Source organism: Bacillus tuaregi, assembly GCF_900104575.1.
In the GTDB taxonomy this organism is placed as follows: domain Bacteria; phylum Bacillota; class Bacilli; order Bacillales; family Cytobacillaceae; genus Bacillus_BD; species Bacillus_BD tuaregi.
In genome coordinates this window covers 1101256-1116507 of record NZ_LT629731.1, presented here as the reverse complement: position 1 = coordinate 1116507, position 15252 = coordinate 1101256, and the positions used below count along the sequence as shown (strand labels likewise).

The following is a 15252-nucleotide window of genomic DNA, read 5'->3' as shown; positions in this document are numbered from 1 at the left end:
AGTTTGTCTTATTTAGATTTAAAAAGGATGAGAAATGTATATGAAAACAGCGAAACAAGGGAATCAATTAATCTATCTTGATAATACGAATCGATCATCCTATCAACGTATATATGATGAAGGTAAAAAAGGGCTATTAGAATGCCCTGTATGTTCAGAAAAAGTTAGATTATTTTTAGGAATTACAAAGGACCCATTTTTTCAACATATCTATACAAAAAAACCAACATGCCAAGATCCTGCTACTATAGAAAAGTCAACAGCTGATACAGAACAGGAAATTAACGGATTCCGTCTCCCTACTTCTCGCACAATAACCATGACAAAAAATAGTGAAACCAGCTTTAAATCTGCTAAGACTGTGGCTCAGCTCCCCCCCTTCATTTCAAATGAAAAAGATATGTCTACTATTAATTCTTCTTATATAAGGGCTCTAGAGGGAGCAAATATTTATTTAGATGGCAATCAAGCAGAAGCTGTCCTCCATCCAAACGGTGCTCTTCTTGTACTGGCCGGAGCCGGGAGCGGTAAAACAGCGGTATTGACTGCTAGAACTGCTTATTTGCTAACGGAACAAAGTGTAGAAGCTAATCGAATCATGCTTGTGACATTTACTGCAAAGGCAGCCGCCGAAATGAAAGCAAGGCTGTTAAACTATCCAAACATCAACACTAGCCAAATAAATCGTCTTGTCACAGGCACCTTTCACAGTATTTTTTATCGAATTCTCGCTCATCATCAACCCGAAAAATGGAACAGCAATAGACTCTTAAATATTGAGTGGCAGCGCCGGCAAATTTTGAAGGATGCCGGTAGAGAACTGGAACTCGATGAGAAAGAATTCGCCTATGACGCAGCCATGCAGCAGATTGGCTATTGGAAGAATTCTATGAAGTCGCCTAAACAGGTGAAGACGGAAACCAGCTGGGATGAAAAGGTATTGTTTTTATACGAACGATACGAACAATTTAAAAAGGAAAAAGAACTGTTCGATTTTGATGATATGCTATCAGGCTGCCATCAGCTGTTAGAAGAGGAACCTGATTTACTTGAACGCTATCAAAATCGCTTTGATTATTTTCTCATTGACGAATTTCAGGATGTGAATAAAGTCCAGTATGAACTCATCAAAATGCTCTCTAAGAAAAAGAAAAATGTATTCGTAGTGGGAGATGATGATCAATCTATCTATGCTTTTCGCGGAAGTGATCCACAATATATCCGATATTTCGAGAGGGATTTCCCTCAGGCAGAGGTCGTTCATTTGAGTGAAAATTACCGTTCCTCTCATTCCATTGTTGAGGCTGCTAATAAAATTATAGTCGGTAATAAACACCGTCGCCCTAAACAAATGCATGCCCAATTTACGAACCATCATGCTCCTGTCTTATTCTTTCCTGAAGATGAAGAAGAGGAAGCCACGATGATTGTGACGGATATAAGTGAAAAAATAGCTGCTGGTGCTGATCCTAGTGATTTTGCCATCCTCTTTCGCACCAATACTGCCGCAAGAGCAGTGTTTGAAAGACTGACAACTTCTAGTCTTCCATTTAAAATTGATCAGGATATCGATTCATTCTATGAACGATTTATTATCAAAAGTATGCTATCCTTTTTAAAGTTGACCTTGAATGAAGATGATCAGCAGGCAATGGCGAGCATACTGCCATCCCTGTTTCTTAAACAGACAGTCCTTACAGATTTAAAAGCCGAAAGTATTTTGAATGACTCTACCCTACTCGATTGCGTCAGCCACGTAAAGACTAAGTTTCCATTTCAAGAAAAAAAGCTGAAGAAGGTCGCTCCTGTTATCCGCTCGTTAACAGGAAGATCACCGCTTGCTGCTATTGAAAAGATCGAGAAGGAACTCGGTTTTCAGGAGTTTCTAAAAAAACGAGGAAACGAAGGAAATCAATGGGATAAAGGTTCTGACGATATTCGTGACCTTAAAGTGGCGGCAAAAAACTTCACTTCCATTCAAGATTTTCTTGACCATGCTGACCATATGGCAGCGATGAATAAAGAAATGAAACAGCAAAGTAAAAAGACAAAAAATGCCGTTACCTTAAGTACTATCCATCGTGCAAAAGGATTAGAATATAAGATGGTATATGTTCTTGGAACGGTTGATGGAAGTATTCCCCATGATTATGCACTAGAATCTCTTCGTAATGCTGACAGTGAGCCGCTTGAAGAGGAAAGACGTCTTTTATATGTGGCCGTAACCCGTGCTAAAGAGGAATTATATCTTTCCGTACCACAAAATAGACGTGGTAAAAAGGCAAATCCATCTCGTTTTTTAACATCTATTCGATATTAATATGATGCCTTTTGCAAATAAAAGCTGTCCCCTTTGGACAGCTTTTATCTTTTATTATTTTTTATTAATCATTTTAGAAATGGTGTTCAGGTCAAGCTGTTTACCATCCTTTACAATCGACTCAACAATTTTATCTTCTGTTTCCTTTGAAACTGGTTTATTAGCAATTTGTGAAACACGTCTTACTACACTACGTACAGTTCTCTCATCCTTAAAATTTGCATTTTGTAGTGAGTTTGCTAAATCAAGTATATCCTTCATATTGACGCCCGTTTTTCTTTCAATATTTTTAAAAAATTGATTATCCATCTTACTTGATGCCTCCCTTTCAAGCCTTTTATATACTATGAATAGCAGGGAAAATCGTGTCTTTTCCCCTGCATACGGCCACAAAAAAAACAGCCGCTCAAATGAATGAGCGACTCCTTCCTTCTACATAGTTTCCATTAGTTGTAGAAGCTTGCACCTACAATAATTAAAAGAATAAACAACACAACGATTAACACAAATGTGTTGCCGCCGTAACCATAGCCACCACCGTAGCCGCCGCCGTAGCCGAATCCACCGCATCCGTACATATCCATTCACCTCACTTAACAGTTGAGTCATTATAAAATATGTACAGGAAATGAAAATGTGAGGGCAAGCCGAAAATTTATCAGGCTGATTTCTTTTCTCCCATAATGTTGGAGGTGAAAAGAAATCAGCCTGATACTCTTACCCTTTTGGTTTAAACATTAATGCGCCTAAAAATCCAAATACAATGGCTGCTGATATACCGGCACTAGTTACTTCAAACATACCAGTTAGAACACCGACTAATCCATGCTGCTCCGCTTCCTGCAGTGCACCATGAACGAGGGAATTCCCAAAGCTTAAAATAGGTACGGTTGCCCCAGCTCCTGCAAAATCAACAAGTGGCTCATACAGTCCTAAGCCATCTAAAATAGCTCCGATGACAACCAACAGGCTTAAGGTATGGCCTGGAGTTAATTTAGCTACATCAAATAACAATTGACCGACGACACAAATCAGTCCGCCTACCACAAAGGCCCAGAAAAACATTGGCAGCATGCCTGATTCTCCTTTCTCATATTACCTCGCTACATTTGTCTCACTCAATACACACACAGTAACACCCACACATGAAAAATTCTTATATCTCTATAGAAACAGCATGGGCAATACAAGGAATCGATTCCCCCTGTTGAAAGCTGAGGGGGGATAACAATGCACCTGTAGCAACGAGCAATATCCGTTTATATACACCCTGCTTCATTTGGTTCAATAAATGCCCGTATAAAACAATGGCAGAACAGCCGGCACCACTGCCACCTGCTTGGACAGGCTGGTCATCTTTATAAAGCATGAGGCCACAGTCACGGAAACGATCAGGGTCGACCTTTAAACCATTTTTTTCCAACAATTCCAGCACCGTTTCCCGTCCAATTCGAGCTAAGTCGCCTGTCACAATTAAATCGTAATAGGAAGGTTCAAGTCCTAAATCTTTAAAATGAGCTGTGATCGTATCGGCAGCAGCAGGCGCCATCGCCCCCCCCATATTAAATGGGTCCGTCAGTCCCATATCAATCACTTTTCCAATTGTTGCCGATGTTGTGTAAGGTAGATTTTTTTGGTTATTATTTTCTGTTACAAGCGCAACCCCAGCACCTGTTGCCGTCCATTGGGCTGTCGGAGGCTTTTGACCGCCATATTCCGTCGGATATCGAAATTGCTTTTCAGTCGCTGCGTTATGACTAGAAGCTCCTGTTAGTACATTCTTCGCACCTCTGTAATTCACCATAAAAGAGGCCAATGCCAGACCCTCCATGGAAGTTGAACAAGCTCCAAAAAGACCAAAATATGGAATTTTCGCAGTCCTAGCAGCAAAGCTTGTTGGGGTGATTTGATTGATTAAATCCCCTGCAATTAAGAATTGTACATCCTCATTCTGAAGGTCTCCTTTCTGCATAACGGTTTGAATGGCTTCCTCGATTAATACCCGCTGTGCTTTTTCATAAGAGTCCTGCCCCATCCATAAATCATCATGCAGGATATCAAAATCTTCAGCTAAAAGGCCATTTGCTTCAAATGGACCACCGGATACACCGGTTTCTGCAATAACAGGATGCTCCTGAAACACCCAGGATTGTTTCCCAACGAGCATTAGATTACACCCCACATTATTAGTAATGTTTTAATTAGTGCGACTACGAATGCTGCAAAAACACCAAATAGAATGACAGAGCCTGCAAGTTTGAACATATTACCACCAACACCAAGAACAAATCCTTCTGTACGATGTTCAATGGCAGCGGAAATTACAGCATTTCCAAAGCCTGTAATTGGAACAGCACTGCCTGCCCCGGCAAATTGACCAATTCGGTCGTATACCCCAAAGCCTGTTAGCAGCATCGCAATAAAAATCATCGTTGCTACAGTCGGATTACCTGCTGTTTGCTCAGTAAAATTAAAAAAATAAATATAGAAGTAGCTGATTGCTTGTCCAATGGTGCAAATAAATCCCCCGACAAAGAAGGCCTTCAGACAGTTTTTTAAAACAGGTCGTTTGGTTTCATGTTTTTGCTGCAGCTGCTCATATTGCTGCTGCTCAGGTGTTTTTTTCTGTTTCTGATTCCCCATATCATACAACTCCTTTCTTATGTCAATTCTTTTTTAAGCTTAATAATTCTTTCAAACTCCTTATCAGCCTCTTTCTCAGAGTAATTAGGATCCTTCATTTTTTCTTCCAGCCTGACTGCTTCTAAGAAAATCTTATAATCACTTGAGACAATAAAATTCTCATCAGGGTGTTTTTTCTCCAGTTTTTCATTCACTTCCTTTTCAATTTTTTTCATATGAAAGCGCTGCATATGCTTTACCTTATACACCACAAGGATGTGCTTCTTTCCTTTAATCACCGCCACATCAAAGAGCGCCTTATGTCCTTCAATATCTTTTTCAATATCCTTTATGAGATCCATCCCTTTTGAGTCCGAAACCACTGTTTTCGGAGATGGATTAGTCGTTTTCATCAAGACCATATAATCTTGATTAGACTGATTACGCGGGACATTACAACCTACCAAGATTCCCCCCAGAAATAATATGGTGAAGGCTTGAAGTATCATCTGTTTGTTTTTCATTTTCGACCCTTCCTATGTAATTTTACTTATTGCTGTTATTATTTTCTTCCTAAACAGCAAAATTATGATAATGGCTAAGTAATAAATAATTTCCAATCGAACTGTGAAACCATTTGATTTTTAACATAAAAAATAGCATCTGTATTTCAGATACTATTTTTACGCTTCTTAATGAACCCTATGACGATTTTAAATAGATCGATATTACTAACGAGACGATTTTTTGCCACATCCGCAGCCCTTCTTCTTTGTTGCTGATTTAGTACTGCTACTTTTCACATTTTGGGACGATGTTTTTTTCTTCCATGATTGATTCATAATACCATTCTCCCTTCAGAAAAATTCCACTCCATAATGCAGTTTATGCAGGAAAGAATAGCTTGTGTAAATCAGGTGCCTACCACTACGGTTGTTATATTTAAAGCCATAATTGAAGAATCGTTTCAATTATGGCTGCGATTCCGCTAACCGCAAGCACTAATAATACTGGTAAGGCGATTGCAGGAAATAATAAATAAAAAGCACATAAAAAGATAGAGGCCCAAACCCCTGTACACCAGTAGCAGCTTAATAGTTCACCAATAAAGCCCTTTATTAATCCTTGTTTTGGAATGAGATAAATATCCATTTGCCCCTTTTCATCTACCTCTTCTACCTCATCAATGAAAATATCCCGAACAAAAGCAGTTATCTTATCAAATACAAATAATCTAGTAAGTCGAAAAGTGGATAATCCTAAAATAATCAACTCAAGAAAAGTGATGTCCATGCTTCATTCCCTCCCGTAAATGACCCCATTTATGACAAATGAAAAGTAGCAACTCTCTTTTTCTGCTCCTTGTTAAGCCCAATTTCAAAAAACAAGGCTTTTGTCCGTGTCCCAAATTACTCGCAAACAATATGTTATTAGTGTAGAAATACAAGAAATAAATAAGGAGGAAAACATTATGGGTTGCGGAAGAAACGACGATGTATTAGGTATAACTGATACAAGAGGCTGTGTATGTGATGTAGTCCGTGCGATTAAAGATATCCAAGATAATGCCGAAGATGTATGTGAATGTCCTAAAAATTGTTTTCAAGAACCGCTTGGCTCACTTGTTTCACCAGCAAGAAGAGCGAATGCCGACACAAGAGTATTTGTGTTAAAGACGGCAGACGGATCTCCATTCCATGCCTTTTTTAAAGGTAAAGACTGTGCATGCGTATCCATCTTTTTTAGAGTCGAGGAAGTGTTTGACAATTGCTGTGCAACATTACGTGTGATTAAACCCATCACAAAAGAGAATGGTCAAATGGCCCCTCTAAATATGGTGAAAAACTGCTGCATCGATTTAGACTCTTTCTGTGAATTATGCGGATTCGAAAGCACAAATGACTGTATTACAGTCGACTTGAATTGCTTCTGTGCCATTCAATGTATCGCGGATGTAGATCTTGGTATTTGTGAATAAACAATAATTCATGAATCAGTCTTTATAAATAAAGAAGCCAGCACAACAAGCTGGCTTCTTTACATAATGCCAGTTTATTGCAAACCAAGCATTTTAACATCTGTAATTTGCTCAATTGGTATCTGTAGAATTTTTTCGTTAAACTGCTTAATTTCTACTGAATCCTCTGTTTTATTCATTAAAAAGCCTCTGACTGAACTGCTCCCGGTTACAAAGATGCAAGGTACCGGTGGCAGTAGCTTTGGGAAATGCTCTAAATAATTTAGCTTTTCTACTGTATTCATCTCTTTAAAGCTCTTCACTCGTTTAAATGAATAAGAATGCTGTTTGCCTTTGGTTTTGCTAGATGGACTATCCTTATCCTGTTTTTGATGATGATATTGATTAATGACATCCTGAACTTCTTTTCGATCGAGCTCTTGCTTTTGCTGCTTTTTATCAGCATCAACCGTCTTTTTCGATTTCTGTTCAGCTATTCTTACTCGTTGCTGTTCTTCAATCGCTTTTTCAGCTTCACTCTCCTGAAGCTCTGCTGTATGTTTCGTTGTAGATACTTCCTCAGTTTCTAATTCAGGAATCTGAGCTATTGTGGATTTTTCGCTTTTATGTTTTGTCATGTTTACAATATATGTTTGCTGCATATTCGCCTTTGGATAGACAAAATCTGGCTGATGAATATACAGGAGCGGATCACGTGATTGTTTTTCAGGCATACTTCTCTCCTCCTCTAAGGAATCTATGAATATATTTATGCAAGAAAAGTAAATTGGTTTCTTCATCTGGTATAAATTATCAAAATAACTCCTTCGGTAGCAAAAAAAGACCTGCTTTCTTTAATAAAAAGAAAGCAGGTCTTTTCCATTTAAGCCTGAGGCGCTTATTACCCTAAGATATGATAACCGGAATCAACGTGAATATTTTCTCCCGTAATCCCTCTTGCCATATCACTAAATAAAAAGGCTGCGGTATCTCCAACCTCATCAGGTGTGGTTGTTCGGCGTAACGGAGCACGCTCTTCGATAATATTTAAAATGGTATTGAAATCACTGATTCCCTTTGCAGATAAAGTACGGATAGGTCCGGCAGAAATGGAATTAACACGGATGTTATCTTTTCCAAGGTCTGCTGCCAAGTATCTTACACTTGCATCAAGGGAAGCTTTTGCGACTCCCATCACATTATAATTCTGCATGACTCTCTCACCGCCAAGATATGTAAGGGTCACAATGCTGCCGCCTTCTGTCATCAACGAACGGGCTTCTTTTGCAACAGCCGTTAAAGAATATGAACTAATATTCTGTGCTAAAAGAAAGCCATCACGTGTTGTATTCATGTATTCACCGTCAAGCTCCTCTTTATGAGCAAATGCAATACAATGAGCCAGTCCATGAATGATACCAACTTTTTCTTTAATCTCCTGGAAACAGCTTGCAATGTCCTCATCTCTAGTAACGTCACACGGAAGAACAAGCGTATCCTCTCTTTCTAATGTATCAGCTAACTCCCTTACACTTTTTTCAAGACGTTCTCCAGCATATGTAAAAATTAATCGTGCACCTGCATGATTCAACGAACGGGCAATTCCCCAAGCAATACTTCGTTTATTTGCAACACCCATGACAACAAAGGTTTTACCTGCTAAACTTATCGTCATTTCTTTAACCTCCATTATTATAACAAGTTATTAGTACCTAGTACTAACATTACTACAATTTAGTCAAAAAGAAAAGTAAAGAAGCTCATTTATTGCAACGAACTTCTTTACTATCAAATTCTTGCCGCCTAATTTGCGTTCGGATTTTTTTCGAGCTTGCTAGATAAAAATCCGTGATATCCGTCGGAACTTTTTAATTAGGAGTAGTATATTCCAAATTGAAGCTCCTGTTTCAATTCTTCTACATACTCCTTCGTACCGGTAACGATTAATCGATCTCCTATATGAAGCTCAGTTTCTCCATGCGGAACAATTGAGTCTTTTCCTCGGAAGATCCGAACAAAAATTACATCGCCAGTAAAAGGGAACTCACGTAATGTCATACCTTCAAACCTGTTATTTGTTAAATTAATTTCGTATAAAGCAGATTCCTGATTCGTTAAAATGTTCATAACGTGCGGTGATTCAATTAGTGCACGTAAAAGAGTTTTCGTTGAAAGTAGGACGGAAAAGACTTCTATATCCTTTTCCTTTAATGCTGCCTCCAACTCCTGGCTTTCAATGCGGCAAATGATCCGTTCAACACCTTTTTCCTTTAGTACCGAACCAATTTCAGCATTTACTCTTTCATCACCTGTCGAAATCACAGCGATTTGCGTTTCAAATACATCTGTATCACTTAAGGCGTCTACTGAAAATTCATCTATCTCAATAATATCAAACAAGGATGGGCTGATGCCATTATCAGTCTTTCCCTGCGCTTTATGGTATAGGGTTGGCTCGTATGCTCCAGTCTTCAGCTCTGAGTACACCGGAAGCGTAAATTGGTTTGCACCAATAATTGCCACCTTTGTTTTTTTAATGTGCTCTGCTTCAAATGGAAATATCTTCTTAAAGGCAATTGGTGTAAAGATGGACGTAATGACAGCAACCAGAATAAACATCCCACCCATTTCCTTTGTAATTACACCCATTCTTTCACCGATTGTAGCAGCAGCAATGACAAGCGATAAAGTGGATGTCAATAAAAAGCCAGAGGCAATCACCGTTTTATGGTCGTACCAAATTTTTAATAAATAAACCGGAATAATTTTGGAAATAAATAATCCAATCAATAATAATGGTATAAGCAGCAGTAATTTTTGATCATCAAATAATGACCATATATCTAAATCAACACCAATCATCACAAAAAAGATGGGAATTAAAAAACCATAACCAAAAGAATCAAGTTTATGGACTAAATCAGGATTTGGTGACATGAGAGAGACAAGAACACCAGCGAGAAAAGCACCTAAAATATTTTCAGCTCCCACCGTTTCAGAAATTGCCACAAGTACAATAATTAAAGTAAATACACCTCTTGTACCAATCTGTACAGTTCCAGTTGCCATCGTTTCTAAATAGCTTCGGTTTGTAAACAACTTTAGGACGAAATAAAGAAGAACCCCAGCAGCAAATAGAATAAGGAGTAGCCACGTATTTCCCCCACCATCTTGTAAGGATACAAACACAGCCAAAAGAATCATCGTCACTAAATCCGCAATGACGGCAACTAATAGGATAATTTGTCCTATGGCTGTTTTCATAAGATGAGCTTCCTTTAAAGTAGGAACGACTACTCCAAGTGAAATGGTAGAGATAATTAATGTCATAAGAAATACATTATCAATAAATCCTGTTAATACAAACAAGTAGGATAATGCTAATGAAATGATAAAAATACCACCAAAAATAATAGCTGCCGCAATGAATGTATTTGGCTCCAGCTTTCCATTAGGAAGTTTAACTCGTTTGTTTCCTCCTGAAAATGCTTTAAAATCAATTTCAAGTCCGCTTAAAAACATCAGAAAGATAAAACCAAGTGTAGACAATGTTTCAATCCACATATCTGATTCGACTAAGTCAAATCCACTTTTTCCAATGATTAATCCCATTAATATTTCCGCCACTACAACCGGGATAATAGTCAGCTTTAATTTATGTAATAATAAAGGTGTTAAAAAAGCCACTAAAATAACAATTAATAAAGACGTAACAGATACTCCATGTTCCATAAACAACCCCCTTACTTTTTTTCATAGCATTATTAAATTAAGACAGATTCACCTGAGTTATGCAGTTGAAAAATATCTATTTTAATTTTTTAACATAAATGAGTTAATATTGCTAGAAATATGGAATACTCTATAACAAGTAATGGCCAAATTCGATATGATTTAACAGTGAATAGAGCCTATTTTCTAGAAGAATTTTAAGAATGAAGAAACTAGCATCGTTTTTATGATGACATTGTATGCTAAACATCAGCTTATTTTTGTGAAAAGGAGGGGATGAAGCATGAAAATTGATATTATAGGAGATATTCATGGTTGTTTCCAGGAATTACGGGAACTAACCGTAATGCTCGGTTATGATTGGGGCACGGGAATCCCGGTCCATCCTGATGGCCGAAAACTTGCTTTTGTTGGAGACTTAACAGATCGTGGACCAGAATCAATCTCTGTCATCCATACCGTTTTTTCGCTTATCCAAAAGGATTTGGCCTATTATGTACCAGGGAATCACTGTAACAAGCTATATCGTTATTTTCTGGGCAATAAAGTTCAAATTACACATGGTTTAGAAACAACGGTGGCGGAATATGAAATACTGTCTAGAAAAGATCAGCAAAAGGTACGCCGTGCCTTTATGCAATTATATGAAAATGCTCCTTTATATCGCATACTAGATAATGGAAACCTTATCATCGCTCATGCCGGAATTAGCGAAGAATTAATCGGAAAACAAAACTCAAGGGTTAAAACGTTTGTACTCTATGGTGATATTACAGGTGAGAAGCATGCGGATGGCTCTCCTGTACGAAAAGACTGGGCATTGGAATATAAAGGTAAGCCTTATATTGTGTATGGTCACACACCCGTAAAAGAGGTTAGAGAGGTTGGCAATACATATAATATTGATACTGGAGCTGTCTTTGGCGGTAAGCTATCCTCATTGAGATACCCTGAGTTCCAAATTATTTCTGTACCTTCTTCTATGCCCTTCGTAGCAGAAAAATTTCGTGAATTAAAAGCATAAAAAGCCTGCGTTGAGCTGGCTTTTTATGCTTTCTTTGTATGAATTAGCTTAACAGAGCTTTCATATCAGATGGTAGCGGAGCAGTGAATTCAAGCTGTTTTCCCAAAATAGGATGGACAAATATTAATTTCCAGCAATGAAGGGCCTGTCTTTCCATTAGATTTAATTGGCCTCCATATAGCTCGTCTCCTACTAATGGATGACCAATGAAGGAAAGGTGAACCCTGATTTGATGTGTTCTTCCTGTTTCGAGCTGCAGCCGAAGCCATGTAAAACGTGAGTAGGATTGAATAACCTGGTAATGTGTCAATGCATATTGCCCATCCTGTCTAACTTCACGTTCGATGATACTATTGACCTTCCGCCCAATCGGCACTTCAATTTTACCCGTTTTTTCTTTCAATATTCCCTCTGCAAAAGCCTCATAGACTCTTTTTACCCGACCTGCTTTTTGCTCATTACTCAGCAAATGATGGACATGACGATGCTTCGCTATCAATACAAGCCCCGACGTATTCCGATCTAGTCTTGTTACGATATGAGTGGTTGCCTGTAAGCCAATTTTCTGGAAGTAGCCTATCAATGCATTTGCTAGACTACCTGTTGGGTGTTCTCTAGACGGAATCGTATTCATTTCAAATGGTTTGTTCACAACCATCACATAATCATCTTCATAGAGAATATTTAACGGAATATTCTCACCTCTTAAGCCTGTACTAGGCTCCTCGATTGGAAAATGGACAGTTAAATGATCATCCGCCTGCAGATAATAGCGGACATTCACTTCCTTTCCATTAATATCAATCCTTCCCCCTTTAAACTTTATATCTGTTAAAGCTGTTTTAGAGATGCACTTTTCTTTCAGAAATTTTTTAACCATCTTACCTGCATCCTGGTTGTCAATTTCCCACTTTAGTATAAATCTTGACATAGTACCGCTCCTATTCCGTTTTCGCATCGGTTAGTTATTGGAGATAAATGAATCATGTACCCTTTTCCAAAATGGAAATGGACGAAAACGTGCAAAACGGATTTTCTTATCAGCTACTCTAAACTGGAGGGATTTCACATCCTTATGCAGGAGAGTAAGATGGTCAATCGTTACATGAAAATCTGTTTGGTTAACCGGCTTAAGCGTACAGGTATGATGGCCTGGTAGGATGAGTGGAGATCCAACGGTTCGAAACACACGATTGTTAATGGATGCAATCTCAGTTAACTGGATTGCAGGAATAGCCGGATGAATAATCGCACCACCTAATGCTTTGTTATAGGCCGTACTTCCTGAAGGGGTGGAAATACATAATCCATCACCACGGAATCGTTCAAAATGCTGTCCACGAATATCTACATCCATAACAAGAGACCCTTCAACTGCCTTTACAGTTGATTCATTTAATGCTAGATAGGAGGACTCCCGCTCACCATTTTGGTATCTGATGATAATTTCCAGCAATGGGTATTCAACTACCTGAAAAGGGGTCTTCGCGATCGCGATAACCAGCTTTTCAATTTCCTCTGGAAGCCAGTCAGCATAGAAGCCTAAGTGCCCTGTATGAACTCCGACAAAAGCTGTTTTGTCTAACCGGCTGCAATAGCGGTGAAAAGCATACAGCAGTGTACCGTCTCCGCCAACGGATATCACAATATCAGGCTGGTCTTCATCATACTGGAGATTAAAATCAAGAAGATACATTTTTATTTTATGCATAAGCGTGTTGGAGTTTGAATCACCTTTTGAGGTAATGGCGAATTTCATTAGTTTACGCTCCCTTTTCTTCAACTTTTACTTACTTCCCCCTTTTTGCTGGGATTCCTTTTTACTGCTAAAAAATGCTTGAGCTTCCTGAATCTCACCTCTAATTAAGGACATTTCTTCATCTAAGCGAAAAGCTGCTTCTGCTGCCCGCTGCAGCCTCATTTGAATATCCTTTGGAAATTGTCCTTTATACTTATAATTCAATGAATGTTCAATGGTTGCCCAAAAATTCATTGCTAATGTACGTATCTGTATTTCAACTAAAATCTTTTTTTCTCCATTAATAGTTTGAACAGGATAGCGGATCACCATGTGATAAGAGCGGTAACCGCTTTTCTTTTTATTTGAAATATAGTTTCTTTCCTCAACAATTTCAAAATCATTTCGTTTACGAATGAGCTCAACAACTCGATTAATATCATCAACAAACTGACACATCATTCTTAATCCAGCAATATCCTGCATTTCTAATTCAAGCTTATCGAGTGGAATTCCTTTATTTTTTGCTTTATCTAAAATACTTGCAATCGGCTTTACTCTGCCAGTTACAAATTCAATCGGCGAATGGCTGGATTGCAGTTCAAACTGCCCCCGCATCCCCTTTAGCTTAACCTTCAATTCCTCGACAGCCTGTTTATAAGGAGATAAAAAACTTTCCCAATCTTCCAAAAAAACACCACCTATTCAAAAACAGCCTCAACCTTCATCATCATTTTTTCACCATAATTACTATTACCTTTAATATTATCTATCAAATATTCCAGTTCCTCTTGAAACTGTGGAAGCAAAAGCTGTTCTCTACCGTTTGTTACAATTACTGGAAGTGAGTCAACGATAGCTTCCTTTAAAGTATCCCAAAAAGCTTCAGGTACTGAAATATATGTATATCCATTATCTTTTTCTAATAAATAAATGAATGATAAGCCATCTGAATCTACGAGCATTTGCCCGCTGGGCTGATAATCTTTCAAGTCAACACTGTTTTCTAATTCTAATTGTACTTCTCTGTTCGTATGAATGACTGCGCTCATGATTGTAAATTGTTTGGTCATTACATTAATCCTTCCTTCAATACTTCTTATTTTATCATATGAATATCTATTATACCCTAAAAATTGCCTTCACCAAGGGAAAGAGAGATAATGAAAAAAAGTGCAAACGCAGAGGATGGACTGTTACATAACATCTACAAAAAATAAAGAAGGGGAAGCAAGGATGTCGCAAAATATTGAAATTGAATTTAAAAATATGTTAGAAAAAGAGGAATTTGAATATTTAATGGCAGAGTTTCAATTAACACCAGCAGACTTTTTCAAACAAGAAAATCATTATTTTGATACAAGAAGCTTTTCCTTAAAGCAAAAGGGCTGTGCACTCAGAATCAGAGAAAAACAAGGACAATTTGAAATGACCTTGAAAGAACCTCACCCTGACGGTCTGCTTGAAACGAATGAGAGGCTAACAAAAGAAGAGGCTCATAGGCTACTTCAAAACGGACAAATCGAAGCTGGAATCATTACAACACAGCTTTCCAAGCTAGGTATTAATATTAAAGACTTGCACTATTTCGGCACCCTTATGACAGAAAGAGCAGAGGTACCGTATAAAGGCGGACTGCTAGTATTGGATTCCAGTTCCTATTTAACTGTAAAAGATTATGAGGTAGAATATGAGGTGACTAACCGTAATACTGGAAAAGCTATCTTTCTACAGTTACTACGCGAACAGAAGATTCCGATCCGTAAAACGGAAAACAAGATAAAACGGTTTTATGATGAATTAAAACGGATGCATCCATAAAACAAGTACTAAAAAAACTGATCAAGAGCGGGTTAAGT

Annotated in this window: 18 protein-coding genes; 4 read left to right on the top strand and 14 right to left on the bottom strand. The window is 38.1% G+C overall.

The window, feature by feature from the left end:
• The first annotated feature begins 40 nt into the window (after positions 1-40).
• Positions 41-2320: an ATP-dependent helicase gene (locus tag BQ5321_RS07670; RefSeq protein WP_071393937.1), complete on the top strand. Its 2280-nt coding sequence runs from the start codon at positions 41-43 to the stop codon at positions 2318-2320.
• A 54-nt stretch (positions 2321-2374) separates the two neighbouring features.
• Here BQ5321_RS07670 and BQ5321_RS07665 read toward each other — a convergent pair whose 3' ends face one another.
• From BQ5321_RS07665 to BQ5321_RS07635, 7 genes are all read right to left on the bottom strand, one after another.
• Positions 2375-2629, bottom strand: a complete 255-nt coding sequence (locus BQ5321_RS07665; protein ID WP_071393936.1) for a sporulation-specific transcription regulator SpoVIF — start codon at positions 2627-2629, stop codon at positions 2375-2377.
• Positions 2630-2766: 137 nt separating this feature from the next.
• Positions 2767-2904, bottom strand: a complete 138-nt coding sequence (locus BQ5321_RS07660) for a YjcZ family sporulation protein (RefSeq protein ID WP_071393935.1) — start codon at positions 2902-2904, stop codon at positions 2767-2769.
• 133 nt (positions 2905-3037) lie between these two features.
• Positions 3038-3394 (bottom strand): stage V sporulation protein AE, encoded by a 357-nt coding sequence (gene spoVAE, locus BQ5321_RS07655; RefSeq protein ID WP_071393934.1) that lies wholly within the window; start codon positions 3392-3394, stop codon positions 3038-3040.
• An 82-nt stretch (positions 3395-3476) separates the two neighbouring features.
• Positions 3477-4487, bottom strand: a complete 1011-nt coding sequence (gene spoVAD, locus BQ5321_RS07650) for a stage V sporulation protein AD (protein WP_071393933.1) — start codon at positions 4485-4487, stop codon at positions 3477-3479.
• A complete protein-coding gene (gene spoVAC / locus BQ5321_RS07645) occupies positions 4487-4963 on the bottom strand; it encodes a stage V sporulation protein AC (RefSeq protein ID WP_071393932.1) in 477 nt (158 codons plus the stop codon). The genes spoVAD and spoVAC overlap by 1 nt, the downstream gene beginning before the upstream one ends.
• Before the next feature lie 17 nt (positions 4964-4980).
• Positions 4981-5466 carry a sporulation protein gene (locus BQ5321_RS07640; protein WP_234978366.1) on the bottom strand — a complete coding sequence of 162 codons (486 nt, stop codon included), beginning with the start codon at positions 5464-5466 and terminating at the stop codon, positions 4981-4983.
• A gap of 418 nt (positions 5467-5884) precedes the next feature.
• Positions 5885-6235, bottom strand: coding sequence for a DUF1360 domain-containing protein (locus BQ5321_RS07635; RefSeq protein WP_071393931.1), 351 nt, complete (start codon positions 6233-6235; stop codon positions 5885-5887).
• Positions 6236-6413: 178 nt separating this feature from the next.
• Here BQ5321_RS07635 and BQ5321_RS07630 point away from each other — a divergent pair, with 178 nt between their 5' ends.
• Entirely contained in the window at positions 6414-6920 is a 507-nt protein-coding gene (locus BQ5321_RS07630; RefSeq protein WP_071393930.1) for a CotY/CotZ family spore coat protein, read from the top strand.
• 74 nt (positions 6921-6994) lie between these two features.
• On the opposite strand, the gene BQ5321_RS07625 is transcribed toward BQ5321_RS07630, so the two are convergent.
• The 3 genes from BQ5321_RS07625 to BQ5321_RS07615 form a co-directional block, all read right to left on the bottom strand.
• A complete protein-coding gene (locus BQ5321_RS07625) occupies positions 6995-7633 on the bottom strand; it encodes a CotO family spore coat protein (RefSeq protein WP_071393929.1) in 639 nt (212 codons plus the stop codon).
• Between the two features lie 167 nt (positions 7634-7800).
• Complete coding sequence (fabI, locus tag BQ5321_RS07620) at positions 7801-8574, bottom strand: enoyl-ACP reductase FabI (protein ID WP_071393928.1); 774 nt, start codon at positions 8572-8574, stop codon at positions 7801-7803.
• A 197-nt stretch (positions 8575-8771) separates the two neighbouring features.
• Positions 8772-10631, bottom strand: coding sequence for a monovalent cation:proton antiporter family protein (locus tag BQ5321_RS07615; RefSeq protein ID WP_071393927.1), 1860 nt, complete (start codon positions 10629-10631; stop codon positions 8772-8774).
• 283 nt (positions 10632-10914) lie between these two features.
• On the opposite strand from BQ5321_RS07615, the gene prpE reads away from it, so the two are divergent.
• Complete coding sequence (gene prpE / locus BQ5321_RS07610) at positions 10915-11655, top strand: bis(5'-nucleosyl)-tetraphosphatase PrpE (protein WP_071393926.1); 741 nt, start codon at positions 10915-10917, stop codon at positions 11653-11655.
• A gap of 43 nt (positions 11656-11698) precedes the next feature.
• On the opposite strand, the gene BQ5321_RS07605 is transcribed toward prpE, so the two are convergent.
• From BQ5321_RS07605 to BQ5321_RS07590, 4 genes are read right to left on the bottom strand one after another with little or no spacing between them, the layout of a single operon-like run.
• Positions 11699-12586 carry an RluA family pseudouridine synthase gene (locus BQ5321_RS07605; protein ID WP_071393925.1) on the bottom strand — a complete coding sequence of 296 codons (888 nt, stop codon included), beginning with the start codon at positions 12584-12586 and terminating at the stop codon, positions 11699-11701.
• Positions 12587-12616: 30 nt separating this feature from the next.
• On the bottom strand, positions 12617-13414 hold the full coding sequence (locus tag BQ5321_RS07600; RefSeq protein WP_071396812.1) for an NAD kinase: 798 nt from the start codon (positions 13412-13414) through the stop codon (positions 12617-12619).
• Positions 13415-13441: 27 nt separating this feature from the next.
• Entirely contained in the window at positions 13442-14083 is a 642-nt protein-coding gene (locus tag BQ5321_RS07595; protein ID WP_071393924.1) for a GTP diphosphokinase, read from the bottom strand.
• 11 nt (positions 14084-14094) lie between these two features.
• Positions 14095-14466 carry a UPF0738 family protein gene (locus BQ5321_RS07590; RefSeq protein ID WP_071393923.1) on the bottom strand — a complete coding sequence of 124 codons (372 nt, stop codon included), beginning with the start codon at positions 14464-14466 and terminating at the stop codon, positions 14095-14097.
• A gap of 163 nt (positions 14467-14629) precedes the next feature.
• Here BQ5321_RS07590 and BQ5321_RS07585 point away from each other — a divergent pair, with 163 nt between their 5' ends.
• Positions 14630-15214, top strand: a complete 585-nt coding sequence (locus BQ5321_RS07585; RefSeq protein ID WP_071393922.1) for a CYTH domain-containing protein — start codon at positions 14630-14632, stop codon at positions 15212-15214.
• The last annotated feature ends 38 nt before the right edge of the window (positions 15215-15252 follow it).